The organism is Streptomyces zinciresistens K42 (assembly GCF_000225525.1).
GTDB classification, from domain to species: domain Bacteria; phylum Actinomycetota; class Actinomycetes; order Streptomycetales; family Streptomycetaceae; genus Streptomyces; species Streptomyces zinciresistens.
The window spans coordinates 1-24,943 of record NZ_AGBF01000052.1; the positions used below are offsets into that span (position 1 = coordinate 1).

Annotated in this window: 20 protein-coding genes and 1 pseudogene; 9 read left to right on the plus strand and 12 right to left on the minus strand. The window is 72.3% G+C overall.

Translation table 11 applies throughout. The features are described 5' to 3' along the window. Together SZN_RS16980 and SZN_RS16985 are read right to left on the minus strand one after the other, a co-directional pair. Window positions 1–187 (minus strand): annotated as a pseudogene (locus tag SZN_RS16980) (sigma-70 family RNA polymerase sigma factor); the annotation flags it as partial. Window positions 188–261: 74 nt separating this feature from the next. Further along, a complete protein-coding gene (locus tag SZN_RS16985) occupies window positions 262–1,428 on the minus strand; it encodes a glycerophosphodiester phosphodiesterase (RefSeq protein WP_007496573.1) in 1,167 nt (388 codons plus the stop codon). A gap of 389 nt (window positions 1,429–1,817) precedes the next feature. Between SZN_RS16985 and SZN_RS16990 the strand changes: the two genes are divergently transcribed. Beyond that, a complete protein-coding gene (locus SZN_RS16990; protein WP_007496576.1) occupies window positions 1,818–2,492 on the plus strand; it encodes a lysophospholipid acyltransferase family protein in 675 nt (224 codons plus the stop codon). 205 nt (window positions 2,493–2,697) lie between these two features. Here the strand turns inward: SZN_RS16990 and SZN_RS16995 are convergent, their stop codons facing one another. From SZN_RS16995 to argH, 4 genes are all read right to left on the minus strand, one after another. After that, window positions 2,698–4,224, minus strand: coding sequence for an MFS transporter (locus SZN_RS16995; RefSeq protein ID WP_007496578.1), 1,527 nt, complete (start codon window positions 4,222–4,224; stop codon window positions 2,698–2,700). Continuing rightward, complete coding sequence (locus SZN_RS17000; RefSeq protein WP_043731246.1) at window positions 4,221–4,772, minus strand: TetR/AcrR family transcriptional regulator; 552 nt, start codon at window positions 4,770–4,772, stop codon at window positions 4,221–4,223. The genes SZN_RS16995 and SZN_RS17000 overlap by 4 nt, the downstream gene beginning before the upstream one ends. A 79-nt stretch (window positions 4,773–4,851) precedes the next feature. After that, window positions 4,852–5,823, minus strand: coding sequence for an aldo/keto reductase (locus SZN_RS17005; protein WP_007496582.1), 972 nt, complete (start codon window positions 5,821–5,823; stop codon window positions 4,852–4,854). Window positions 5,824–6,065: 242 nt separating this feature from the next. Further along, window positions 6,066–7,499, minus strand: coding sequence for an argininosuccinate lyase (gene argH, locus SZN_RS17010; RefSeq protein WP_007496584.1), 1,434 nt, complete (start codon window positions 7,497–7,499; stop codon window positions 6,066–6,068). A 397-nt stretch (window positions 7,500–7,896) separates the two neighbouring features. Here argH and SZN_RS17015 point away from each other — a divergent pair, with 397 nt between their 5' ends. From SZN_RS17015 to SZN_RS17035, 5 genes are all read left to right on the plus strand, one after another. Further along, window positions 7,897–8,781, plus strand: a complete 885-nt coding sequence (locus SZN_RS17015) for a hypothetical protein (protein ID WP_007496586.1) — start codon at window positions 7,897–7,899, stop codon at window positions 8,779–8,781. Between the two features lie 133 nt (window positions 8,782–8,914). Continuing rightward, entirely contained in the window at window positions 8,915–9,496 is a 582-nt protein-coding gene (locus tag SZN_RS17020; RefSeq protein ID WP_043731261.1) for a pyridoxamine 5'-phosphate oxidase family protein, read from the plus strand. 204 nt (window positions 9,497–9,700) lie between these two features. After that, a complete protein-coding gene (locus tag SZN_RS17025) occupies window positions 9,701–11,083 on the plus strand; it encodes a ferredoxin reductase family protein (RefSeq protein ID WP_007496590.1) in 1,383 nt (460 codons plus the stop codon). A gap of 63 nt (window positions 11,084–11,146) precedes the next feature. Next, entirely contained in the window at window positions 11,147–11,980 is an 834-nt protein-coding gene (locus tag SZN_RS17030) for an FMN-binding protein (RefSeq protein ID WP_007496592.1), read from the plus strand. A gap of 55 nt (window positions 11,981–12,035) precedes the next feature. Further along, window positions 12,036–12,776, plus strand: a complete 741-nt coding sequence (locus tag SZN_RS17035) for an FAD:protein FMN transferase (protein WP_007496594.1) — start codon at window positions 12,036–12,038, stop codon at window positions 12,774–12,776. A 32-nt stretch (window positions 12,777–12,808) separates the two neighbouring features. Here the strand turns inward: SZN_RS17035 and SZN_RS17040 are convergent, their stop codons facing one another. Genes SZN_RS17040 through argC form a run of 5 tightly spaced genes read right to left on the minus strand, consistent with a single transcriptional unit; the run spans window position 12,809 to window position 17,660 of the window. Then, entirely contained in the window at window positions 12,809–13,363 is a 555-nt protein-coding gene (locus SZN_RS17040; protein ID WP_007496596.1) for an arginine repressor, read from the minus strand. A 19-nt stretch (window positions 13,364–13,382) separates the two neighbouring features. Further along, window positions 13,383–14,579 carry an acetylornithine transaminase gene (locus SZN_RS17045; RefSeq protein WP_007496599.1) on the minus strand — a complete coding sequence of 399 codons (1,197 nt, stop codon included), beginning with the start codon at window positions 14,577–14,579 and terminating at the stop codon, window positions 13,383–13,385. Further along, complete coding sequence (gene argB / locus SZN_RS17050) at window positions 14,576–15,487, minus strand: acetylglutamate kinase (protein WP_007496601.1); 912 nt, start codon at window positions 15,485–15,487, stop codon at window positions 14,576–14,578. Before argB ends, SZN_RS17045 begins: the two co-directional genes overlap by 4 nt. Further along, entirely contained in the window at window positions 15,484–16,635 is a 1,152-nt protein-coding gene (gene argJ, locus SZN_RS17055; RefSeq protein ID WP_007496603.1) for a bifunctional glutamate N-acetyltransferase/amino-acid acetyltransferase ArgJ, read from the minus strand. The genes argB and argJ overlap by 4 nt, the downstream gene beginning before the upstream one ends. Beyond that, window positions 16,632–17,660, minus strand: a complete 1,029-nt coding sequence (gene argC / locus SZN_RS17060) for an N-acetyl-gamma-glutamyl-phosphate reductase (protein WP_007496605.1) — start codon at window positions 17,658–17,660, stop codon at window positions 16,632–16,634. The genes argJ and argC overlap by 4 nt, the downstream gene beginning before the upstream one ends. 268 nt (window positions 17,661–17,928) lie before the next feature. On the opposite strand from argC, the gene SZN_RS17065 reads away from it, so the two are divergent. After that, window positions 17,929–18,381 (plus strand): hypothetical protein, encoded by a 453-nt coding sequence (locus SZN_RS17065; protein WP_007496607.1) that lies wholly within the window; start codon window positions 17,929–17,931, stop codon window positions 18,379–18,381. Between the two features lie 26 nt (window positions 18,382–18,407). Here SZN_RS17065 and SZN_RS17070 read toward each other — a convergent pair whose 3' ends face one another. Further along, a complete protein-coding gene (locus tag SZN_RS17070; RefSeq protein ID WP_007496609.1) occupies window positions 18,408–20,564 on the minus strand; it encodes a UvrD-helicase domain-containing protein in 2,157 nt (718 codons plus the stop codon). A gap of 346 nt (window positions 20,565–20,910) precedes the next feature. Here SZN_RS17070 and SZN_RS17075 point away from each other — a divergent pair, with 346 nt between their 5' ends. Together SZN_RS17075 and SZN_RS17080 are read left to right on the plus strand one after the other, a co-directional pair. After that, a complete protein-coding gene (locus SZN_RS17075) occupies window positions 20,911–21,732 on the plus strand; it encodes a hypothetical protein (protein ID WP_007496611.1) in 822 nt (273 codons plus the stop codon). Further along, window positions 21,719–24,910 carry a DEAD/DEAH box helicase gene (locus tag SZN_RS17080; protein WP_007496613.1) on the plus strand — a complete coding sequence of 1,064 codons (3,192 nt, stop codon included), beginning with the start codon at window positions 21,719–21,721 and terminating at the stop codon, window positions 24,908–24,910. The genes SZN_RS17075 and SZN_RS17080 overlap by 14 nt, the downstream gene beginning before the upstream one ends. Window positions 24,911–24,943: the final 33 nt, after the last annotated feature.

Sequence of the window (24,943 nt, forward strand, 5' to 3'; positions counted from 1 at the left end):
CGGAGCGGACGGCCCGGCGCAGCCAGGCGGGCGGGTCGGCGGGCGGGCCGTGGGCGGCGAGGCGTTCCAGGAGGCGCAGCCAGACCGCCTGTTCGAGGTCCCCCGGTTCCGTGCCGGCCGCCGGTGCCTCGGCGCGGGCCTCCGCGAGGAGCAGTGGGCGCAGGGCGGTGACCAGGTCGTACGTCATGTCCGCAACGACGCGGCCGTCCGGGCGCGGGGTTGCCCGGACGGCCGTCGGTCACTCCAACAGGCGGCGGGGACTCAGCCGTTGACGAAGTCCTCGCGGGCCAGCAGGGCGGTGTCGGTGTTGTCGGTGAAGATCCCGTCGATGCCGGTCGCGAAGTACGTCCGGTACAGGGCGAGGGCGTCGCCGTACGCGTCCGGGTCGGTGCCCTTGCGAAGGCTCGGCGGGAGGAAGGGGTTCTCGTTGCGCATCGTGTAGGGGTGCAGGATCAGTCCGACCTTGTGTGCGTCGGCGACGAGCGTGGTGGGCCGGGTGAGGTTGCCGGAGGCGTCCTTCGGCACGATCAGGTCCAGGGTGGGGCCGATGCCCTGGGCGTAGGAGGCGATCTCCCGGAGGCCCGCGGGCTTGATCAGGTCGTCGACGGTGCGCGGGTCGCCGGTCTCGACGAAGTCCCAGGGGCGGGTGCCCGCGCCCGACAGGAGCAGGACCAGCGGGTTGTCGAGCAGCCGGTTCAGGCGCTGGATGCTGCCCGGTTCGAAGGACTGCAGGACGACCGGCGCGTTGCGGCCGTCCTTGCGGTGCCGGCGCAGCAGCTTGGCGACCCGCTCCTCCAGGCCGAGGCCCAGCTTGCGGTAGTAGGTGGGGTGCTTGGTCTCGGGGTAGATCCAGACCTGCTTGCCGCGGCGGCGGGTCTGCTCGTCCTGCCAGCGCAGCATCTCCTCGAAGGTGGGGATCTCCCAGCGGCCGTCGTAGAGGGTGTTGTGCGGGCGGTTGGCGGGGATGCGCTCGACGGCGCGCAGGGTCTTCAGCTCGGCGAGGGTGAAGTCCTCGGTGAACCAGCCGGTGTAGGTGACCCCGTCGATGACCTTGGTGGTGCGGCGGTCGGCGAAGGCGGGGTGCTCGGCGACGTCGGTGGTGCCGCCGATCTCCGACTCGTGGCGGCAGACGAGATGGCCGTCCCTGGTGGGGACGAGGTCGCCCGCCTCGACGATGTCCGCGCCCATGTCGAGGGCCAGCTGGTAGGAGCCGAGGGTGTGCTCGGGCCGGTAGCCGCTGGCTCCGCGGTGGCCGATGACCGTCGGCCTGGGCAGGCTCTTGAGCCCGCCGCCCTCGCCGCCGCGGGTCCCGGCGGCCCGCGCCGTGCCCGGCAGTCCGAGGGCCGCGCCGCCGGCGCCGAGCACGGCCGCGCCGAGAAGTGCCCGCCGTGCGGTTCCGGCCGTCTGCCCGTTCTCCTGGGTTGCCATGAGCGCCCTTCCTGCCTCTGCCCGTCGCTGCGCGCCGATCGTAGGGGGGTGTCCATGACCGGTGGGAGACCCGGGACGGAACACGCGGATGACACGGGATGTCGGGCCGGGAGGGCGGGATGACGGGCCGTCGGACCGGTGGCGGGAAACCCGTGTACCCGCGAACCCGCGAACCCGCCTACCCGCACGACACGCCCAGGAGCGATGTCGGTCACATGGTTGCGACCGCGTTACGGGCGGTGGACGGCACGTCACCGCAGGTAAAAGTACGTCAACACTGAGTAAGACCTCGGTGAAGTCGGCTCACCCGATGTGCGGGATCGCCCGGACCGCGAGTATCGTCCTCACCTGCACAGACAGTTACGAATCCCTTGACACCGGAGGGCCCGTTGTCCCGCTTCGCGCTCATCAAGGCAGTGCTCGGACCGATCATGCGCCTGATGTTCCGCCCCCAGGTGGAGGGCGCGGAGCGCATCCCGGGCGACGGTCCGGTCATCCTGGCCGGAAACCACCTCACGTTCATCGACTCGATGATCCTCCCGCTGGTCTGCGACCGTCAGGTGCTGTTCATCGGCAAGGACGAGTACGTCACCGGCAAGGGCGTCAAGGGCCGTCTGATGGCGTGGTTCTTCACCGGCGTCGGCATGATCCCGGTGGACCGGGACGGCGGCCGGGGCGGTGTCGCCGCGCTGATGACCGGGCGCCGGATCCTGGAGGAGGGGCAGGTGTTCGGCATCTACCCCGAGGGCACGCGCTCCCCCGACGGCCGGCTGTACCGGGGGCGCACCGGCATCGCGCGGCTGACGCTGATGACCGGGGCGCCGGTGGTTCCGTTCGCCATGATCGGCACGGACAAGATCCAGCCGGGCGGGTCGGGGATGCCGCGGCCGCGCAAGGTGACGGTGCGGTTCGGTGAGGCGATGGAGTTCTCCCGGTACGAGGGGATGGACCGGGACCGGTACGTGCTGCGGGCGGTGACGGACTCGGTGATGACCGAGGTGATGCGGCTGTCCGGGCAGGAGTACGTGGACGTGTACGCGAGCAAGGCCAAGGCGGCGGCGTAGTTCCGCCGGCCGGGCGCGGGGGCGGCGGGGCCGGGTTCGGCTCCGGTCCGTTCCCGGGCGCGGGTGGGTGGGGGCTCGTCGCGCGGTTTCCCGCGCCCCCGAGGGGGTCGAGGCCGCGGTCGGCCGGCACCTGCCGTGGGAGCGCCGGGCCGTCGGCCCCCGGCCCCCGCGCTTCCGGCGGGGCGTGGGGGTCGGGGGCCGGGCTTCAGTGGACGGTGTCCAGGCGTTGGCCTCTCAGGAGGTACCAGGCCGCCACCGCCGCCGCGAGGAGTACCGCCGCACCGGCTCCCGCCGCGAGGGCGAGGCCGTCGGTGAAGGACGCGCGGGCCGCCTCCAGCATCGCCTGGGCCGGACCGGCCGGCATGGCGCCCGCCGCCTCCACCGCGCCGCCCAGCGACTCGTGGGCCGCGGCGGGGGTGCCGGCCGGGCCGGTGAAGTCGCGGTACACCCCGGTCACGATCGAGCCGAGGACCGCGATGCCCAGCGCGGCGCCCAGTTCGTAGGCCGTCTCGGACACCGCGGACGCGGCGCCCGCCTGCTCCTTCGGCACGGAGGACAGGATCACGTCGGAGGTCACCGTGAAGGAGAAGCCCGCGCCGACGCCGACCACCAGCAGGGCGGCGCCCAGGAGCGGGTAGCCCGTGGTGGCGTCGATCACCGTCAGCGCGGCCAGCGCGAGCCCGATCGCCGCGAGGCCGCCGCAGACCACGGCGCGCACGGAGAACCTGCGGGCCGTACGGCCGGCGATCAGACCGGCCACGACCGCGCCGATCGCGGCGGGCAGTTCGGCGAGGCCCGCCTCGAACGGACCCCGGCCCTGGACGAGTTGCAGGAACTGCGAGAGGAAGAACACCAGGCCGGACAGGCCGAGGATGGTCAGCAGGTCGGCCAGCACGGCACCGCTGAAGCCGCGGCTGCGGAACAGCCGCATGTCCAGCAGCGGGGCCGGCAGGGTGAGCTGGCGGCGTACGAAGCCGTACAGCGCGCCCGCGCCCAGCACCCCGGTGGCGAGCGTGATCCAGGTGAGGCCACCGGCCGCCGCCTCCTTGACGGCGTAGACGATCCCGATCATGCCGACGAGCGACAGCAGCACGCTGGCCAGGTCCCACGGTCCGGGGCTGGGGTTGCGGGACTCCGGGAGCAGCCTGATGCCGACGAGCACGAGGACGGCCATCACCGGCAGGTTGATCAGGAAGACCGAGCCCCACCAGAAGTGTTCGAGCAGGAAGCCGCCGACGATGGGCCCGACGGCGGTGCCCGCGGAGGCGGTCGCGCCCCAGATGCCGATGGCGAGGCTGCGCTCGCGCGGGTCGTGGAAGAGGTTGCGGATCAGCGCGAGGGTCGCGGGCATGAGCGTCGCGCCGGCGACGCCGAGCAGGGCGCGGGCGACGATCAACATCTCGGGGGTCGTCGCGTAGGCGTTGAGGACGGAGATCGCGCCGAAGGCCGTGGCACCGATGAGCAGGATGCGCTTGCGGCCGATGCGGTCGCCGAGGCTGCCCATGGAGACCAGCAGACCGGCGATCACGAAGGAGTAGACGTCGCCTATCCACAGCAGCTGGGTGCCGGAGGGCTTCAGATCCTCGCTGATGTAGGGGGTCGCGAGGCCGAGGACGGTGGCGTCGACGGCCACCAGCAGCACGGCGAGCACGAGGACGGACAGCGCGAGCCACCGGCCGGGGCGCTTGGTCACCGCCTCGTTCGTCGTCGCCGGCCGCAGGGTGCTGCTCATGATTCCTCTCTCCGTAGCGCACCGCCGAGCAGCAGCCCGACGATCATGTGGGTGAAGTCGTTGCGGGCCACGCGGCCCTCCGCCACCGCCCAGGCAGCGGAGCCCAGCAGGCCGTAGAGGGCCTCGGTGAGCCAGAGCGGGCTCAGATCGATGCGGAACTCGCCGCTCTGCTGGCCGCGCCGGAAGAGCGCGGCCATGCGGTCGTCGATACGGGCCCAGCCCGCGTTCAGCGTGTCGCCCTCGAACAGCTGGTTCTCGGTGTAGAGGAAGGCGAGCAGGCCGGCGGCGGGCTCGATCTCGCGGACCAGCCGGTACACGGCGTCGCGCGCGGGCCCGTCGTCCAGACGGGCCGTGTCGAGCGCGGCCTCGCACTCGGCGATGCCCAGCGACTCCAGCGCCCGGACGAGGGCGTCCCGCCCGGCGAAGTGCCGGTGCAGCGTGGCCCGGCTGATCCCGGCCGCCTTGGCGACCTCGTCCATGGTCGCGGTGGCTTTGCGGGTCAGCAGGGTCGCGGCGGTGCGCAGCACATGGTCACGATCGACAGCCATGAGACGAGAGTAGCGCATGTGAGACGTTGATGTCTCATGTTGGACATGTATGACTCACGGCTGCCGATCGGGGGGTGTGTCAGTGCCAGGGCAGCCGCCCGCGCCGCTCCCAGTACGCGCCCGGCTCCTCCACCAGCGCGCCGAGCCGCTCCGCCTGCTCCTCGTCGAGGTCGACGACGGCGGCGTGCAGGTTGGCGGCGAGCTGTCCGGTCGTGGCGGCCCCCGACAGGACCACTCCGGCCCAGGGCCGGCGCAGGACGAGGGCGAGCGCGACGGCGTCGCAGCCCTGGGAGGTCTCGGCGGCCACGGCCCTGAGCGCGTCGGGCGCGTAGGGGTCCGCGAGCCGCCCGTTGGCCATGCCCTCCTTGACGATCACCGTGAGACCGGCGTCGTGCGCCTCCGCGAGGGCGGGTCCGGCCGAGGTCTCCAGGGCGTTGTACGTGGACTGGACGGTACGGAAGAGGGGGGCGCCGTCGACGGTCACGGCGAGGGCGGCCCGGATGGCGTCGGCCTGGGCCGGGCCGCTGGTGGAGAAGCCGACGCTGAGGCCCTGCGCCGCGGCCTCGGCGAGCCGGGCGTGCAGGTCCTTGTCGGTGAGGGCCGGGCTGTCCGGGGTCACCGAGTGGATCTGGTACAGGTCGAGCCGGTCGCCGAGCAGCGCGTCGCTCTCGGCGCGCTGGCGCTCGTAGCTCCGGAGGCTGTGGTCCTTGACCTCGTGCCGTTCCGCGTCGGTGGTCCACCCGGCGGTGTAGGTGTAGCCCCACTTGCTGCCCACGACGACGTCGTCGGCGCCGGGGCGCGCGTGCAGCCAGTCGGCGAGGAACTCCTCGGAACGGCCGTAGGAGCGGGCGGCGTCGATGTAGCGGACGCCCTGGGCGTAGGCGGCGTCGAGGAGTTCGTGGGTGCGGGCGCGCAGGGCGTCGACGCCGCGGTCCTCGCCGAGGTCGTCCTCGCGGCCGAGGTTGATGTAGCCGGGGCGGCCGACGGCGGCGAGGCCGAGTCCGATGTGGCAGGTCGGGGTGGTCGCTGTCGCCAGTCGGTCGAAGGGCATCGCGGGCTCCGTGGGTCGGCTCCGGTACGGCTTGCGACCAACGTACCCGCGATGACCTTCCGTATCGCTCCGGCACCCGGTTCCCGGGAGGGCGGCCCCGGGGAGCGGGGCGGGTCGCGACGACGCGCGGTACGCCTCTCGGGGCCGCGGCGCCCGCCTCCCTGCGGTGGCCCCGCGCACCCCGCCGCCACTCCCCGGCAGCCGCGCGGACCCGGCGCCGCCCGCCGTCGCGGTGCCTTCGCTCAGCCCTGCCGCTTGGCCGCCGCCCATGTGTGCTGGACCGTCAGGTCGGCCTTGAGCTCGGCCAGTTGGACCGCCACCGCGCTCGGGGCGGTGCCGCCGCGGCCGTCGCGGGAGGCGAGGGCGCCGGGGACGTCGAGGACCGTGCGCACCTCGGGTGTCAGATGGGCGGAGATCTTCGCGAACTGCTCGTCCGTCAGTTCGTCCAGCTCCTTGCCCTCCGCCTCGGCGGCCTTCACGCACTCGCCCGCGACCTCGTGCGCGACACGGAACGGCACGCCCTGCTTGACCAGCCACTCGGCGATGTCGGTGGCGAGGGAGAAGCCGGCCGGGGCCAGTTCCTCCATGCGGGCGCGGTTGACGGTGAGGGTCGCCATCATGCCGGTGAAGGCGGGCAGCAGGACCTCCAGCTGGTCGCAGGAGTCGAAGACCGGCTCCTTGTCCTCCTGGAGGTCGCGGTTGTAGGCGAGGGGCAGCGCCTTCAGGGTGGCGAGCAGACCGGTGAGGTTGCCGATCAGACGACCGCTCTTGCCCCGGGCCAGCTCCGCGATGTCCGGGTTCTTCTTCTGCGGCATGATCGACGAGCCGGTGGAGAAGGCGTCGTGCAGGGTCACGAAGGAGAACTCCTTCGTGTTCCAGATGATGATCTCCTCGGCGATCCGGGAGAGGTTCACGCCGATCATGGCCGTGACGAACGCGAACTCGGCGGCGAAGTCGCGCGAGGCCGTGCCGTCGATCGAGTTGCCGGCGGAGCCGTGCTCGAAGCCGAGGTCCTCGGCCACCGCCTCCGGGTCGAGACCCAGCGAGGAGCCCGCCAGGGCGCCCGAGCCGTACGGCGAGACGGCCGTGCGCGCGTCCCACTGCCGCAGCCGCTCGGCGTCCCGGGACAGGGACTGCACATGGGCGAGGACATGGTGGGCGAAGAGCACCGGCTGGGCGTGCTGGAGGTGGGTGCGGCCGGGCATCGCCACGTCCGGGTGAGCCTCCGCGAGACCCACCAGCGCGTCCTGGAGGTCGGCGATCAGCCCGCCGATGATCCGGGCGTGGTCGCGCAGGTACATCCGGAACAGGGTGGCGACCTGGTCGTTGCGGGACCGGCCGGCGCGCAGCTTGCCCCCGAGGTCGGGGCCGAGGCGTTCCAGCAGACCCCGCTCCAGGGCGGTGTGGACGTCCTCGTCGGCGACCGTCCCGACGAACGCGCCGGACGCCACGTCGGCCTCCAGCCGGTCGAGCCCGGCGATCATCCGGGTCAGCTCGTCCTCGGTGAGCAGGCCCGCCCTGTGCAGCACGCGCGCGTGGGCGCGCGATCCGGCGATGTCGTACGGGGCGAGGCGCCAGTCGAAGTGGACGGACGCGGACAGCCTGGCCAGGGCCTCGGCGGGACCGTCGGCGAAACGGCCGCCCCAGAGCCGGACGTCACCGCTGTTGCTGCTCACTTGCGTTGCTCCTCGGGGGTGTGGAGGTACGGGCCGCGCTTCAGGCGCGGCCCGCGGCGGGCCCGGCCGACGGCCGCCGGCGGACGGCGCCCTCGACGCCGGGCTGACGACAGACTGTAGAGGCCGGCGCGCCGGCCGGACGCCCGCCCCGGCGCGCGTGGCGGGCGCGTGCGCGTCTCGGCGGCGCGGGCATCGGCTTCTCCCCGTGCACGTCGACACGCATGTGTCGACTCGTACTCGCTGACACACAGGCGCCATGCATGAGTATGCAGAGTGATGCATGATTCGTCAATCTTGGCGGCGGCTGAACGCCCGAAACCGCTTACCCGTATTCCTCCCCGGACGCAGGCGCCGCGTCCGCCACCGAGGACACCCCGAACCCGAGTGAGGCATCCCCATGTCGAGGGCTCTTCCGAAGTACCACAAGCGCCGTGTCGCGTTCGCCGGCGGCGCCGCCGCGGTCGCTCTGTCCGGCACGGTGATCGCCGGATTCGCCCTGGCCGGGGAGTCCGCTCCGGACGCGAACGGCGGCGCCCGCACGCTGGCCGGTCCGGGCACCGTCTCCTGTCCCGACGTCACCCCCGCGCTCCCCGCCGTCCCGGCCTCCGCACGCGCCGAGGTCGACCGCACCCTCGCCCAGCTCCGCACCCAGATCACCGAAGCGGACCGGCGCCTCATCGACACCGTCGGCCAGGGCGGCCCCAACTTCGTCCAGAACGCCATCCTCGGCCCCCTCAAGGACAAACGCGTCGCCGCCCTCAACCGCATCGAGACAGCCATCGGCCGCACCGCCGCCAAACCCGAAGGACTGGAGGCACTCGCCGCCTGCACGCTCAACGGCGGCGGTGCGGGAGCGGGCCAGGAGACCGGCGCGCCGCCCAGCGGGCCCGGGGCCGGCGGCACCGCGGGCCCGGACCAAGGGCAGGGACAGGGCCAAGGGCAGGGGCAAGGTCAGGGACAGGGCCAAGGGCAGGGGCAGAACGGTGGTCCGGGCACCGTCTCCTGTCCCGACGTCACCCCCGCGCTCCCCGCCGTCCCCGCCTCCGCACGCGCCGAGGTCGACCGCACCCTCGCCCAGCTCCGCACCCAGATCACCGAAGCGGACCGGCGCCTCATCGACACCGTCGGCCAGGGCGGCCCCAACTTCGTCCAGAACGCCATCCTCGGCCCCCTCAAGGACAAACGCGTCGCCGCCCTCAACCGCATCGAGACAGCCATCGGCCGCACCGCCGCCAAACCCGAAGGACTGGAGGCACTCGCCGCCTGCACGCTCACGCGGTGACGTGACAGGCAGCCATGGCCGCCCCGTTGGCACGCCGGCCGGGGCGGCCATGGTGGACACCCCGGGGAACAACACCCCCGAGGAACCGCAATTCCTTAGACAGGCGAACGATCCCCGTCCATAATCGGTGGACGTGGGAAAGACATACGAGCGCATCGACGGCCGGCTCCGCACGTTCATCGAGGAGCAGCCGGTCTTCTTCACCGCGACCGCTCCCCTGTCGGCGGACGGCACGGTCAACCTCTCCCCCAAGGGAATCAAGGGCTCCTTCGCCGTTCTGGACGAACTGACCCTGGCCTACCTCGACTTCGCGGGCTCCCACGCCGAGACCATCGCGCATCTGCGGGAGAACGGCCGGATCACCCTCATGTGGTGCGCCTTCGCGGGGCCGCCGAACATCGTGCGCGTGCACGGCCGCGGCGAGGCCGTCTTCCGGGACGACCCGCGCTTCGCGGACCTGCTCGGCCGCTTCCCCGGCGTCGACCCGTCCCCGCACGGCCTGCGCGCGATCGTCGTCGTACGGGCCGAGCTGATCCGGGACTCCTGCGGCTACGCCGTCCCCCTCATGACGTACGACGAGGACCGCGACCTGCACGCCCGGCGGTTCGCCCGGGAGGACGACGCCTCGCTGAGCGCCTACTTCGCCGAGAAGGAGCACATCGCGCGCAGCATGGACGGCCTGCCCGGACTGCCGCTCCCGCTGCCGCCGTCCTGAGCCGCGCAACCCCGGTGCCGTCGCCGCGCCGCCCGCGCGTCCGCGTGCCGCGTGCCGCCGTCCGGGACCCGCGCCGCCCGCCTGCGGCCACCGGCTCATCACCCGGCGGACACCACTGAACACACGGGCCTCTCCACACGTACCTGAGGGCCGAGGGACCACGACCGACACGTACTCCCCTTGGCCCCCGTCCCCGGAGGAACCGTGACCACCACGCTCGCAGGCGGCCGTGCGGCCCGCCGCCAGACGATGCGGCGCATCCGGCCGCGCCGCTCCCCGGCCGTACCGCTGGTCGTCGCCCTCTGGGCGGGCGCCGCCGCCGTGCTGTGGCTGTGGTGGGACAACACGCCCTCCCTCGCGGACGACACCGCCAGGATCCTGGCCGCCGGACGGATCACCGGACTGCTGGCCGGCTACCTGATGGCGCTGGTGGTGCTCCAGATGGCGAGGGTGCCCGCGCTGGAGCGGCGCGTGGGCTCGGACCGGGTCGCCCGCTGGCACGCGATGAGCGGGCGCTACACGGTGTGCCTGGTCGCCGCGCACGTGTTCCTGACGATGTGGGCGTACGCCCTCCAGGCCGGGCGGACCCTCGGCGACGTGGTCCGGCAGACGGTCGACTCGGTCGGCTCCCTGCCGGACATGGGCAAGGCGGCGATCGGCACGGGCCTGCTGTTCGTCATCGCGTTCCTCTCCGTCGGGGGCGTCCGCCGCCGGATGCCGTACGACACCTGGTACCACGTGCACCTGCTGACGTACGCGGCCGTGTACCTGACGTACTGGCACCAGATCACGGCGGGCAACGACTTCGCGGTCCAGCCCACCGCGAAGACCTTCTGGTACGGCCTGTACGGCGTCGTGACCGCGCTGGTGCTCTGGTACCGGGTCGTCACCCCGATCCGCCTCAACCTGCGGCACCGCATGTACGTGGAGGCGGTGATCGAGGAGACGCCGGGCATCGTGTCGGTGCTGATCGGCGGACGCAGGCTGCACCGCATGGGCGCCGAGGCCGGGCAGTTCTTCCGCTGGCGGTTCAAGGCGCCGGGCATGCGGTTCAGTTCGCACCCGTACTCGCTGTCGGCGGCGCCCCGGCCGGACATGCTGCGGATCACCGTGAAGGCGATCGGCGACCACACCGCGCGGCTGCGCGAGCTTGAGCCCGGCACCAAGGTCTGGGCCGAGGGCCCGTACGGCGCCCTGACCGCCCAGCGCCGCAGCCGCGGCAAGGTGCTGCTGGTGGCAGGCGGCGTCGGCATCACGCCGATGCGGGCCCTGTTCGAGACGCTGCCGGGGGCGGCCGGTGACATCACCCTGCTCTACCGGGCCAACAGCACCCAGGACCTGGCGCTGTGGGGCGAGTTGTCGGCCATCGCCGACGAGCGCGGCGCCCGGCTGATGTACGCGGTCAACAGCCCCGGCGGCGAACGGCCCGACATCTCGGCGGAGCGGCTGCGGCAGAAGCTGCCGGACATCGGCGAGCACGACGTGTTCCTGTGCGGCCCGCCCGGGTTCGCGCAGTCCGTGTACGAGGCACTGCGCGAGGCGGGGGTGCCCGCCCGCCGCATCCATCACGAGTCGTTCGAGATGTGAGCGGCGGGACTCCGGCACTGCGACACACTTCGAGACTTCAAGACTCCAGGAGCTGCGGAAGCCATGAGGAAGAGTCACCCCATCCGGCGGTTCGTGCTGGCCGGCGCCGCCACGGTGTCCGGGATCGTGCTGCTGCTGTCGCTGAAGCCGGCGACCGACCCGGCGTCGGCGCAGGCCGCGGACGGCGCGGCGCCGCCCGCGGCGGCCTCGCCCCAGGGCGGCGCCGAGGCGGCGGGGGCGGGCACGGTCACCGGTGAGGCGGCGCGCACCCAGTACGGGGCCGTGCAGGTCAGGCTGACCGTGAGCAACGGCAGGATCACCCGGGCCGAGGCGGTGCAGGCGCCCCGGGGCGGCCAGAGCGACACGGTCACCGCCAGCGCCGTGCCCCGGCTGAACCGGGCGGCGGTGGCCGCGCAGAGCGCCGGCATCGACGCGGTGTCCGGGGCCACGTACACGAGCGCCGGCTACAAGCAGTCGCTCCAGTCGGCGATCGACAAGGCGAACGCGGCCGGGGGCGCGGCCCGGGGGTCGGGCTCGCAGGGATCGGGCTCGCAGGGGTCCGGGGCGCAGGGGTCCGGGGCGCAGGGGCCGGGCTCCGGCGGGCAGGACCCGGGCGCCGCGCGGGCGCGGACCGTCACCGGCGCCGTCGCGCGGACCCAGTACGGGCCGGTCCAGGTCCGGATCACCGTCGCGGGCGGCAAGGTCACCCGGGCGGAGGCGGTCCAGGCGCCCAGGGGCGGCCAGAGCGACACGGTCACCGCCGGCGCAGTGCCGCGGCTGAACCGGGCGGCGGTGGCCGCGCAGAGCGCCGGCATCGACGCGGTGTCCGGGGCCACGTACACGAGCGCCGGCTACAAGCAGTCGCTCCAGTCCGCGCTGGACCGGGCCGGTGGCTGACACGGGGGCGGAACCGCGACGGGCTCCCGCCGCGGTACGCCGGGCGGAGGAGGTCATGGGGACGGTCTTCTCCTTCGACGTCCGCGGCGGGGCACCCGAGGCGGTGGGGCACGCGCTGGAGTCGGCGGTCGCCGCACTGCACCGGGTCGACGAGGTCTTCAGCACCTACCGCGACGGCAGCGAGGTCTCCCGGCTGGCCCGCGGTGAGCTGACGGCCGCGGAGTGCTCCCCGGAGGTCGCCGAGGTGCTCGGCCTCGCGGCGGAGGCGGAGCGGGTCAGCGAGGGCTGGTTCAGCACGGCCTACGAGGGGCGCCTGGACCCGACCGGCATCGTCAAGGGCTGGTCCGTGGAGCGGGTGGCGCGGGCCGTCGCGCGGGTGCCCGGGGTGAGCGGGGTCAGCGTGAACGGCGGCGGCGACGTGCAGTTGCTGGGCGCGCCGGGGCCGCGGCGCCCCTGGCGGATCGGGGTGTCCGACCCGCTGCGCCCCGGCGGGCTCGCGGCGGTGGTCTCGGCGGCCGGGGTGGACGAACTGGCGGTGGCCACGTCCGGTACGGCGGAGCGCGGCGCCCATATCGTCGATCCGCGCACGGGCCGCTCGGCGGTGACCGACCTGGTGGCGGTCACGGTGGTGGCTCCCCGGCTGACCTGGGCGGACTGCTGGGCGACGGCGGCCTTCGCGATGGGGTCGCGCCAGGCGCTGCGGTGGCTGGAGTCGCTGCCGGACGTGGAGGCACTGCTGATCACGGCGGGCGACGAGGTGCGGTGCACGGACGGCCTGGCGGCGCGGCTCGGCTGAGCCGCCGTCAGAGGGCGGGGCCGCCGCCGCGCTCAGTGCCCGTTCTGGGCCAGCCGGAGCAGATGGTCCGCCAGGGCCTGGCCGCCCGTGGGGTTCCGGCTGATCAGCATGAGCGTGTCGTCGCCGGCGATGGTGCCCAGGATGTCGTGCAGTTCGGCCTGGTCGATGGCCGACGCCAGGAACTGCGCCGCCCCCGGCGGGGTCCGCAGGACCACGAGGTTCGCCGACGCCTCGGCGGAGATGAGCAGTTCCTGCGACAGGCGCCGCATCCGCTCCTCCTTCGCCGACTCCCCCAGCGGCGCGCGGGGCGTGCGGAACCCGCCCTCGCTCGGCACCGCGTAGATCAGGTCACCCTCGTGGTTGCGGATCTTCACCGCGTTGAGCTCGTCCAGGTCGCGGGAGAGCGTCGCCTGGGTGACGCTCAGCCCGTCGTCGGACAGCAGCTTCGCCAACTGGCTCTGGGAGCGCACCGGCTGGCGGTTGAGGATGTCCACGATCCGGCGGTGACGTGCCGTGCGGGTCTGCGGCACGGCAGGCCCGGCGAACGCGTTCGCCCCGTGGTGCCCGTGGTCCTGCGCCTGGCTCATCGTCGTCCCATTCTCCGGATCATCCGTCCCCGCGGGGCTCGTCCAGGATGCCGGGCAGCGCCTGGAGGAGCGCGTCCGCCTCGTCGTCCCCGAGGTTGAGCGGCGGCATCAGCCGTACGACATCGGGGGCGGGCGCGTTCACCAGGAATCCGGCGTCCTGAGCCGCCCGCTGCACGTGGGCGGCGAGCGGTTCGGTGAGCACGATACCCAGGAGCAGGCCCGCGCCCCGGACATGGTCGATCAAGGGGTGCCCGAGTGCCTCGACTCCGTCGCGCAGCCTCTCGCTCTGCCGCTTGACGTTCTCCAGCAGCCCGCCGTCCGCGACGGCGTCCAGGACGGCGAGTCCGGCGGCGCAGGCGACCGGGTTCCCGCCGAAGGTCGTCCCGTGCTGACCGGGCCGCAGCAGGTCCGCGGCGCGTCCGAAGGCGACCGTCGCGCCGAGCGGCAGGCCGCCGCCGAGCTGCTTGGCCAGGGTGACGACGTCGGGCAGGACGCCCTCGTGCGCCTGGTAGGCGAACCAGTGACCGGTGCGGCCGATCCCGGTCTGCACCTCGTCCAGGACCAGCAGCGCCCCGGTGGCCGCGGTGATCGCGCGGGCGGCCTTGAGGTAGCCGGGGGGCGGGACGACGACGCCGTTCTCACCCTGGACCGGTTCGATGATCACCAGGGCGGTGTCCTCGGTGACGGCCGCGGCGAGCGCCTGCGCGTCCCCGTACGGCACATGCGTCACCTCGCCCGGCAGCGGCAGGAACGGCTCCTGCTTGGCGGGCTGGCCGGTGAGCGCGAGGGCGCCCATGGTGCGTCCGTGGAAGCCGCCGGCGGTGGCGACCATACGGGTCCGCCCGGTGAGCCGGCCGATCTTGAACGCGGCCTCGTTGGCCTCGGCGCCGGAGTTGCAGAAGAAGACCCTGCCGTCGCGGCCGAAGAGCTGGAGCAGCCGCTCCGCGAGGGCGAGCGTCGGCTCGGCCATGAAGAAGTTGGAGATGTGGCCGAGGGAGGCGATCTGGCGGCTGACGGCCTCGACGATCGCCGGGTGGGCGTGGCCGAGGGCGTTCGTCGCGATGCCGCCGACGAAGTCGAGGTACTGCCTGCCGTCGGCGTCCCAGACCTTCAGGCCCTCGCCGCGCACGAGCGGGAGCCGGGGGGTGCCGTAGTTGTCCATGAGCGAGCCCTGCCAGCGCTGGGCGTACTCCGCGTTGGTCATGGTCGCGGTCATTCTGCGTCCCCCTCAGGCGCGTCCGGCACGACCATCGTGCCGATTCCCTCGTCGGTGAAGATCTCCAGCAGGATGGAGTGCGGAACCCGGCCGTCGAGGACGCGGGCGGTGGTGACACCGCCGCGCACGGCGTGCAGGCAGCCCTCCATCTTCGGCACCATGCCGGCGCTCAGCTCCGGCAGCAGCCTCTCCAGTTCGGAGGCGGTGAGGCGGCTGATCACCTCGTCGGAGCGGGGCCAGTCCTCGTAGAGGCCCTCGACGTCCGTGAGGACCATGAGCGTCTCCGCGCCCAGCGCGGCCGCGAGTGCCGCGGCGGCCGTGTCGGCGTTGACGTTGTAGACGTGTCCGTCGTCCTCGCTGCGGGCGATCGAGGAGACGACCGGGATCCGGCCGTCGGCCAGCAGCGCCTCGATGGCGCCCGTGTCGATGCCGGTGATCTCGCCGACCCTGCCGATGTCGACGATCTCGCCGTCGATCTCGGGCCGGTGCCGGGTGGCGGTGATGGTGTGGGCGTCCTCGCCGGTCAGTCCGACGGCCAGCGGGCCGTGCTGGTTGAGCAGGCCGACCAGTTCCCGCTGGACCTGCCCGGCCAGCACCATCCGTACGACGTCCATGGCCTCCTCGGTGGTGACCCGCAGCCCGGCCTTGAACTCGGTGACGATGCCGTGCCGGTCGAGGGCGGCGCTGATCTGCGGGCCGCCGCCGTGCACGACGACCGGCCGCAGTCCGGCGTGGTGCAGGAAGACGACGTCCTGGGCGAACGCGGCCTTCAGGTCCTCGTCCACCATGGCGTTGCCGCCGAACTTGATGACGACCGTCCTGCCGTTGTGGCGGACCAGCCACGGCAGCGCCTCGATGAGGATGCGGGCCTTGGGGAGCGCGGTGTGCCTGCGCGTCGGGCTGCTCATGAGGAGTAGGCGCTGTTCTCGTGGACGTAGTCGGCGGTGAGGTCGTTGGTCCAGATGGTGGCGGTCTCGGAGCCCGCGGCGAGGTCGGCGACGATGTGCACCTCGCGGTAGCGCATGTCGACCTTCTCGCGGTCCTCGCCGACGCCGCCGTTCTTGCAGACCCAGACGCCGTTGATGGCCACGTTCAGCGCGTCGGGCTCGAAGGCGGCGCGGGTGGTGCCGATGGCGGAGAGCACCCGGCCCCAGTTGGGGTCCTCGCCGTGGACGGCGCACTTGAGGAGGTTGTTGCGGGCGATGGAGCGGCCCACCTCGACGGCGTCGTCCTCGGTCGCGGCGTTGATCACCTCGACCCTGATGTCCTTGCTCGCGCCCTCGGCGTCCCGGATCAGCTGCTGGCCGAGGTCGTCGCAGACGGCCCGGACGGCCTCCGCGAACGCCGCCCGGTCCGGGGTGACACCGGCGGCTCCGGAGGCGAGCAGCAGCACGGTGTCGTTGGTGGACATGCAGCCGTCGGAGTCGACGCGGTCGAAGGTGGTGCGGGTGGCCGCCCGCAGCACCTCGTCCAGTCCGGCGCTGTCGACGTCGGCGTCGGTGGTGAGCACGACCAGCATGGTGGCGAGGCCGGGGGCGAGCATGCCCGCGCCCTTGGCCATGCCGCCGACGGTCCAGCCGTCCCGGGTGACGACGGCCGTCTTGTGGACGGTGTCGGTGGTCTTGATGGCGAGGGCGGCCTTCTCGCCGCCGTGCTCGGAGAGCTGGGCGGCGGCCGTCCCGACGCCGGGGAGCAGCTTGTCCATGGGCAGCAGGACGCCGATCAGGCCGGTCGAGCAGACCGCGATCTCGCCGGCGCCCCGGCCGAGCACTTCGGCGGCCTTCTCGGCGGTGGCGTGGGTGTCCTGGAAGCCCTTGGGGCCCGTACAGGCGTTGGCGCCGCCGGAGTTGAGGACGACGGCCGAGACCTGGCCGCCCTTGAGGACCTGCTCGGACCAGAGCACCGGCGCGGCCTTCACGCGGTTGGAGGTGAAGACGCCCGCGGCGGCGCGGCGCGGACCCTCGTTGACCACGAGGGCCAGGTCCGGGTTGCCGTTCTCCTTGATCCCGGCGGCGATGCCCGCGGCCGTGAATCCCTTGGCTGCCGTGACGCTCACGGTGCGACTCCGATCGTGGAAAGCCCGGTGTCCTCGGGGAGCCCGAGGGCGATGTTCATGCTCTGGACGGCGCCGCCGGCCGTCCCCTTGGTCAGGTTGTCGATGGCGCTGATCGCGATGATGCGGTGCGCGGCGGCGTCGTACGCGACCTGCACCTGAACGGCGTTCGAACCGTGGACGGACGCCGTGGCGGGCCACCGGCCCTCGGGCAGGAGGTGGACGAACGGCTCGTCGGCGAACGCCTTCTCGTAGGCGGCGCGCACGGCTTCGGCGGTGACGCCGTGCGCGGCGCGGGCGCTGCACGTGGCGAGGATGCCGCGGGGCATCGGCGCGAGCGTGGGGGTGAAGGAGACCGAGACCCGCCGGCCCGCGGCAGCGCTGAGGTTCTGGATCATCTCGGGGGTGTGCCGGTGCCCGCCGCCGACGCCGTACGGCGTCATGGAGCCCATGACCTCGCTGCCGAGCAGATGGGGCTTGGGCGTCCTGCCCGCGCCGGAGGTGCCGGACGCGGCGACGATCACCGCCTCGGGCTCGGCGAGGCCCGCGGTGTACGCCGGGAAGAGGGCGAGGGAGACGGCGGTCGGGTAGCAACCGGGCACCGCGACGCGCTTGGACCCCTCCAGCGCGGCGCGGGCGCCCGGCAGTTCGGGAAGGCCGTAGGGCCAGGTGCCGGCGTGCGGGGAGCCGTAGAACCGCTCCCAGTCGCCCGCGTCCGCCAGCCGGAAGTCGGCGCCCATGTCGACGACCAGGACGTCGGGGCCGAGCCGCTCGGCGACGGCGGCGGACTGGCCGTGCGGCAGGGCGAGGAAGACGGCGTCGTGTCCGGCGAGCACCTCGGGCGAGGTCGGCTCCAGCACCCGCCCGGCCAGCGGCAGCAGATGCGGCTGGAGCGCGCCGAGGCGCTGCCCGGCGTTGGAGTTGCCGGTCAGGGCGCCGATCTCGACCCCGGGGTGGGCCAGGAGCAGGCGCAGCAGCTCCCCGCCCGCGTACCCGCTCGCTCCGGCCACCGCCGCACGTACCGTCATGGAATCCTCCTCTGGATGGCATGACTATACGTTTCGCCGCAGTTTTATGCAATCGATCGCCGGGGCGGGGACTGTTGTGACTGCGACGGAGAATTTTAGTTGGCACATGGAGCAAGCTGGTTGGCAAATCTTGGTCCCGTCACGCTGCGTTGCGGGCAGTACCGGCGAAACGCCCCCGTCGCCGGTCGAGTGGTGCTTCTCTGGATGAGTGGGCGAGGCAGCGAGAGCGGAGATCCCGTCGGATTCAAGTCAGCTGGACGACCTTGTCATGGCGTACGACGGAGACGCGGGACTGCGGGATCGGCTGCGGCTCGGGGACGACTGGCCGCGGCGGCGGTGGAGTTCGACGTGGCAGGTGGGCGCTGACGAGGTCTGCTGGCCGGTCAGGGAGCGGATCGACGAGAACCGCATCCGCGCCGCCCGTCCGGTCCGCGAGCCGTCGCACGCCGTACCGAGCGACGTGGACGGGCCTCCCGGCGACGTGGACGGGCCTCCCGCCGAGTTCGCTTCCGACGCCCCCTGTGTGCGTCGAAAGGTCTACCGACCCGGGATCATCGTGGTCGGCCATCAGACGATCCACGTGGGCCTGCAGTGGCATGCCAAAACCGTCACCGTCCTGGTGGCGGACGAGTGGTTCCGAGTAGTGCACGACGGGCGCGAGATCACGACTGTGCGTCGCCGCCGCACAGGGGTCGACAAGATCCACGGGGCTCCGGACTGAGGCGATGCCGTAGCCCACGCTCGGCATCACGCCGCGAGGAACTCACTGGCCCGCCCGCTGTAAGACACATACAACGCCTCCCGCGCCCTGGTGCAGGCGACGAACAGCAGGCATCGCTCGGCGGCCAGGTCGGTGGTGTGCTGGATGCGGTCCGCCTCGGCCGGGGTGACGGCCGGTGCGAACGGGAAGGCGGAGCGGGTGACCCCGGCGACGGCGACGCACCGGTACTCCAGGCCCTTCATGCTGTGCAGCGTCGACACCCGTACCCCGACCGCGCTCTCCGGTTCCCCGTCCCGCACCCGCACCACGGGGATGCCGGCCGCGGCGAGGCGGTCGCCGAGCTTACCCGCCAGGGTGTTGAAGCGGGCGCAGACGGCGATGTCCGAGGGCGCGACCCCGGCGTCCATCCAGTCGCGCACTCGGCGCACGACCGCGTCGCCCTCCTCGTTCTCACTCCCGTGCCCCTCGCACACGGGCTGTGCGCCGTGCAGCAGCGAGCGGTATCCGGTGAGGGTGTCGTGGGCGTCGCCGGTCAGGTCGGCGACGGGCTCGGTGTCGAGCAGGCCGCGGGCCCAGCGCAGGATCTCCTCGGTGGAGCGGTAGTTGACGCGCAGTCGTCCACTGCGTCCCGCGACGGAGATGCCGAGGGAGCGCAGCGAGACCCGAGCGTCGTAGATCCGCTGGTGCGGGTCGCCGGTAACGAACAGGTCGTCGGGTCCGTCAGGGGCGAGCACCCGCAGCAGGCGCCACTGCGCCGGGTGCAGGTCCTGCGCCTCGTCCACGACGACATGGTCGTACGACGGTCCCGCACCCGGCTTGTCGCGCAGCAGCCGGGTGGCCTCGGCGCAGACCTGGAGCCAGGTGTGCGCCCGGTCACGGGCCAGGCCGCCCTCAAACAGGGTCACGGCCTCCCACACGCGCCGCCGCTGGACCTGCCCGAGCGCGCTGCCGCGTCCACGTCGCTCGCACGCCAGGTACTCCTCCTCGCTCCGCAGGTCCTGGGCGAGGACCACGTGCCGGTATTCCTGGGACAGGAACGCCTCGTTCCAGGGCAGTTCGAGCCGGCGGGTCACGCGCTGCCAGCGGGTGCGCTCGTCCCGGTCGCCGAGCGCGGTCCCCGGGTTGCCGCGCAGCTGCCGTACGACGCGGTGGGCGACGGCGTCGACGGTGGTGACGTCGACACGGGCGAGCAGCGCCGGGTCGTGGTCGAGCAGCAGAGCGAGGCTGCTCTGGAGGGAGCGGGCCAGGGCTCCGGTGTAGGTGGTGAGGAGAACGCGTGTGTCGGGTGCCCGGTCCAGGAGGTGCTTGACCCGGTGCAGGGCGACGACCGTCTTTCCGGTGCCGGGGCCGCCGGTGATCTGGGCGGGTCCGGCATAGCCGGGCCGGTAGGCGATGCGCCGCTGGGTGGGGTGGAGGAAGATCCGCCACGCGGCGAAGGGCTTGGTCAGGATGTCGGCGAGTTCGTCGGGGCCGGTGACGAGCGCGATGCGGCTACGGGTCCGGGTGACGGCGGCGGCCAGGTAGTCCCCGGCGGTGTCCTCCCCCGCCGCGCTCTCGGCGACGGTCGTCTTCTGGCGTACGGCGACGAGGTCCCGGTAGATGTCGTCGGGGTCGAGGCCCTCGGCGAGCAGCCACAGCGCCTCGTACTGGTCCTCCGGCATCAGCGACCCGAACGCCTCAAGCTGCGCCTTACTGGTGACCGTGCGGGCTGCCCGCAGGGTGACGTCGTCGACGCCCAGGTGCCGCAGGACGGTGTCCGACCATGGGGCGAACAGGAGCTGGGGAGCGGCGGCGGCCTCCTGAGCGAAGAGCGGGGTGATCTGCTCCATGGCGGTGAGGTCGCGCACTTCGAGGCAGCGGGTCACGGAGTTGACCGTGTAGAGCCGTCGGCGAGCCCAGGAGTAGGCCTTGTCGTGGGAGACGACATGGACGAAGACGAAGAGGTCGCTGCCGTCATCGGGCGCGAGCAGCACGATCCGCAGCCCGTCGTCGACGCGGATGGTCCGCATCCGCGGGTCGCGCGAGCTGACCACCGACTCCAGGTGCAGCCCCTTGTCCGCGTGAAGTTGCGGGACCGTCAGCTGCTGGAACTTGGCCATCGCCTTGTGGACGCGGGCGCGGGCCGGTTTGTCCAGCCGGTCGACGCCCTCCCAGAACGTGTTGGTGATCGCGATCTGCGGCATGTTCCCCACCCTTCGACAACACCGACCGACAGAATATCTGTTGACTCAGTTTACGAAACCCGAAAACGCAGGAGTGGGGCACCTCCCCCATACCCGCCCTCGGGCCAGAGCGTCGGAGCCTGCCTCCCACTCCCCTGACGGCGAATGCGGCACAGTCCGTCCACAGGCGGACACGCGGCGTGGACAAGTCGGTGGGGAGATGGAGAGAATTCTGATCACACCGTCGGTCTCAGGAACTGTCGCGAGCAACACTCGCCCCGGCTCCCGCCCGTACCCGGGCGGGCCCGGTCACCGGACGGTCGCACGGGGGCGGCGCACCGGCGCCGCGTGGGGGAAGGACGCACGAGTGGTGGAGGAAAGCGGCGACGTCAGCGACGCCGTACCGCGTATCTCGCGCGGGATCGAGGTGTACGGCGGCTCGGACGGGGCCGTGTCGTGGAGCGGCGTCGAGCTGACGGCCGACTCGATGCGGGAGTTAGGGGCCGGACCGTGGGCCGAGCGGGTCGGCGATCTGGCGGCCACCCGGGAATTCCTGGCCGGGCTGCGTTCCCTGGCCGCCACGGACATGGAGACCGAGTTCATCAGCACCCTTCTGGAGGCCGAGCCCGAGCCCCTGCCGTGGCAGGTCGGTGAGGCGCTCGCCGAGGTGCTGCTGGAGCACTGGCACGGTGCTCTGTGGGTGTGGGACGGCGCCCGGGACCGGCGTACCCGCAAGGCGAGCCTGCCGGGTGCCGATCTGGTCGGCCTCTGTGTGGCGGACGGTTCGGCGCGGCTGCTGTTCGGCGAGGTCAAGTCGTCGTCCCAGGTGGACTGCCCGCCGAGTGTGATGGTCGGAGCGAAGGGAATGATCGAGCAGCTGAAGCGGCTGTCAGGCAAGGACGACCACCTCACGCTCATGAAGTGGCTGAATGTCCGCTGTCGGACGCCTGAGCACAAGGCGGCCTACCGTGGTGCCGTGAACCGCTGGGTGAAATCGCAGGGCAAGGACATCCAGCTGTTCGGCTGCCTGGTGCGTGATACGACACCGCAGGAGAAGGACCTTGGTGGCCGCGCCGCCCATCTGGCGAAGACGGTCGTCGAGCCCATGCACGCCCTGCTGACGGCCTGGTACCTCCCGGTGGCCATGACCACGTGGCCCCAGCACGTGGGGGTGCGTGACCTTGGCTGACCTCGGCTGGCTCGAAGGGGCCCTGGACCCCGACCTCGTGGAGGACGCCGGCGAGAGGGCGCAGCGCGTGCTGATTCGCTCCGCGCTGCGGGCTGTCGACGGGGAGGTCCCTGAGGGCTCCCCAGGCAGCGGGGAGGCCGTCGACTTCGCGGTGGACGCCCTGGACCTGCTCGCCTGGGACGCGATCACGGAGGACCCGAAGGCGGAATCCACTCGGCGGTTGTGCGAGCAGATGTTCACCCTGGCGCGGGCCCGGCTGCCCAGAGGCGATTCCGCCGGGGCGCGTCTCGAACTGCTGCGCACGGTCTGCCTCGGCTGGATCGCGGACGAGACTCCGCTCGCGGCCCGGCTGCTCGCGGACGTGAGGCTGCCCTCTCCTCCCGACCCTGAGGAGGACTGGGAGACCCGCGTGCGTCGCGGAACCGCCGACGCCTGGCTCCTGTTGCTGCGCAAGCGTGGGTGGGATGACCTGGACGCCCTCGATCACCTCATCGTCGGTCTGAGGGGCGAGCAGACCGGACGGGAGGAGGCGTACCTCTCGGCGGCCGGGGAGGACGCCCGTCCGGCCGCCTGGTCGCTGGCCGCCCATTACCACCTGCTCAAAACGGCGGAACTGCTCGCCCAGTACCTGGCCGCCGGTCATCTCATGCGCGAGAAACGCCCCAGCCGTCACTACGGCGTACGCGAGCGCGTACAGTCGCATTGCGATCGCGCGCTGGAGGCGGCCATGGCTTCCTCGGACCCCGATCTGGAAGTCCTCGTACGGCTGTTGACCGCCACCGCGGACCAGATCATCGACAACAGTCTGTGGACGGTGGCACGCGCGGTCAGCCCTGAGGTGAACGCTTTCGTCGCCTCACTCGTCGACCGGGGACGGCCGCGCCCGATCTTCGAGGTGCTGCCGCCACAGCGTGTCGCTCTCGCTGAGCAGGGCCTGATCCGCACGGCGCACCGCAGTGTGGTCGTCAGCCTGCCCACCAGCGCCGGCAAGACCCTGATCGCCCAGTTCCGGATCATCCAGGCCCTCAACGCCTACGACAGGCAGCAAGGCTGGGTCGCCTACGTCGCCCCGAACCGGGCGCTCGTGAACCAGGTGACGCGTCGGCTGCGCCGTGACTTCGCCGACCTGGGCATCGGAGTGGAACGGGTCAGTCCCGCCCTGGAGTTCGACGGCCTCGAAGAGGACATGCTCACGGACCGCAGCGAGCGGCAGTTCCGAGTGCTGGTGTCCACACCGGAGAAGCTCGACCTGCTGCTCCGGGCTGGCTGGCAGGAGAGGATCGGGCGTCCGCTGTGTCTGGTGGTGGCCGACGAGGCACACCACCTCGGCGTGGACAAGCGCGGGATCAAACTGGAGCTGTTGCTGGCCACGGTCAACCGGGAGGCCCAGGACACGGGCTTCCTGCTCCTGACTCCCTTCATCGACAACGGCGATGCCATCGCCGAGTGGCTGGACAGCGGCAGCCGGCAGTCGGTGGGGCTGTCTGTGGACTGGACACCGAACGACCGCATCGTGGCACTGGCCCACCGCGAACGGTCCACGGGCAAGGGCGGATTCCGAGTCAACCTGGAGTCTCTCGTCACCAGCCGGAGAACGCTCAGCGTGCCCGACGATCTGCCTCTGGACCGGTACCGACCGCTCGGCCTGTCCTGGTCCCAGGCAGGCAGTCCCGGCAAACTGGCCGCGGCGACGGCCTCGGTCCTCGCCGACCGCGGACAGACCATCACGCTGGCCCAGCGGCCGGACTTCGCCTGGTCGATCGCCCAACAGATCGCGGGCGACCGGGCGGACACGACCGAGGTCGGCGAGGACCTGCGGGCCGTGCAGGACGTGGTCGAAGAGGAGTTCGGCGCGGACTTCCCGCTCAGGGGGCTGCTCGCCAAGGGGGTCGGCATCCATCATCGCGGCCTGCCGGACGACATCCGCGTCCTGACGGAATACCTGATGGAGACGGGAGACCTGGCGCATCTGGTGTCCACGACGACCATCGCCCAGGGCGTCAACTTCCCCGTGGCGAACGTCATCCTGGCCTCGCACCAGTTCCCGTACGGTACCGACATCCCCGCCTCGGACTTCTGGAACCTGGCGGGGCGGGCGGGCCGCGTCGAGCAGGGCGAGGTGGGCCTGATCGCCCTGGCCGCGACCGACGAGGAACGGGCGCGGAAACTCCGGAACTTCGTGGGCCGCCAGGTCGCCGAACTGAACTCCACGCTCATCGACATGGTGGACAGCGCCATGACCTCGTACGGCCATCTCGACCTGCACACTCTGGCGGCCCTCCCCCAGTGGTCCGCCTTTGTGCAGTACCTGGCCCATACGTACCGGCAGATCGGGGACCACGAGGAGTTCGCCGAGGAGATCGAGCAGGTCCTGCGCGGCACCCTCGGCTTTCAGAGCCTGCGCCGCGTGAACGCCGGCTGGGCGGCCGAACTGACCCGCAGTGTGCGGGAGTACGCGGAACGTCTCTCGGGCAAGGCGCTGGGACTCGTGGACAGCACGGGCTTCTCGTGGGAGAGCGTGGCGGGCACGCTGAAGCGGCTGAGCGACGCGCGGATCGACCGTGAGATCTGGTACTCGCCTCTTTTCGAGGGAGACCGCAGGCCGTTGGCCCGGTTGGTGGGGGTGATGCTCGAAGTGCCCGAGCTCAGGGAGAGCCTCTACGAGATCACGGACGAACACGAGGGCCGTAGTGGCGACTACATCGCCCGCGTCATCCAGGACTGGGTGAACGGCGCGTCCGTACCGCAACTGGCCGCCGACCATTTCAAGAAGCCAGGCGAGTCCGACAGTCTCAAGGCGATCACCAAGTGCTGCCAGCGGCTCTTCGGTGACATGGCACCGACGGTGTCCTGGGGGCTGTCGGCGCTCCAGTCGCTGACGCTCGGGCAGGAGTTCGCGACACTGCCCGTCGAGACCCAGCGCGAGCTGCGGAACCTCCCGTCGTACGCCTTCTACGGCGTGCGCTCCGAGGACGCCATCGCCATGCGGCTCGCCGGAGTGCCCCGGTCGGCGGCCGGGCGTCTCGCCCTGGCCATCGTCGGCGACCAGGGCCGCACTCGGCCCGTCGACGCCCGCGCCCGACTGGCCGCGCTTCCGGATGCCGCGTGGCAGTCGGTCCTCGGGGCCAAGGGAACGGCCTACCAGAAGGTCTGGCGGATCCTTGACGGTGTGCAGTGAGCGGATCTTGGATCGCAGCTGGGATGGACCTGT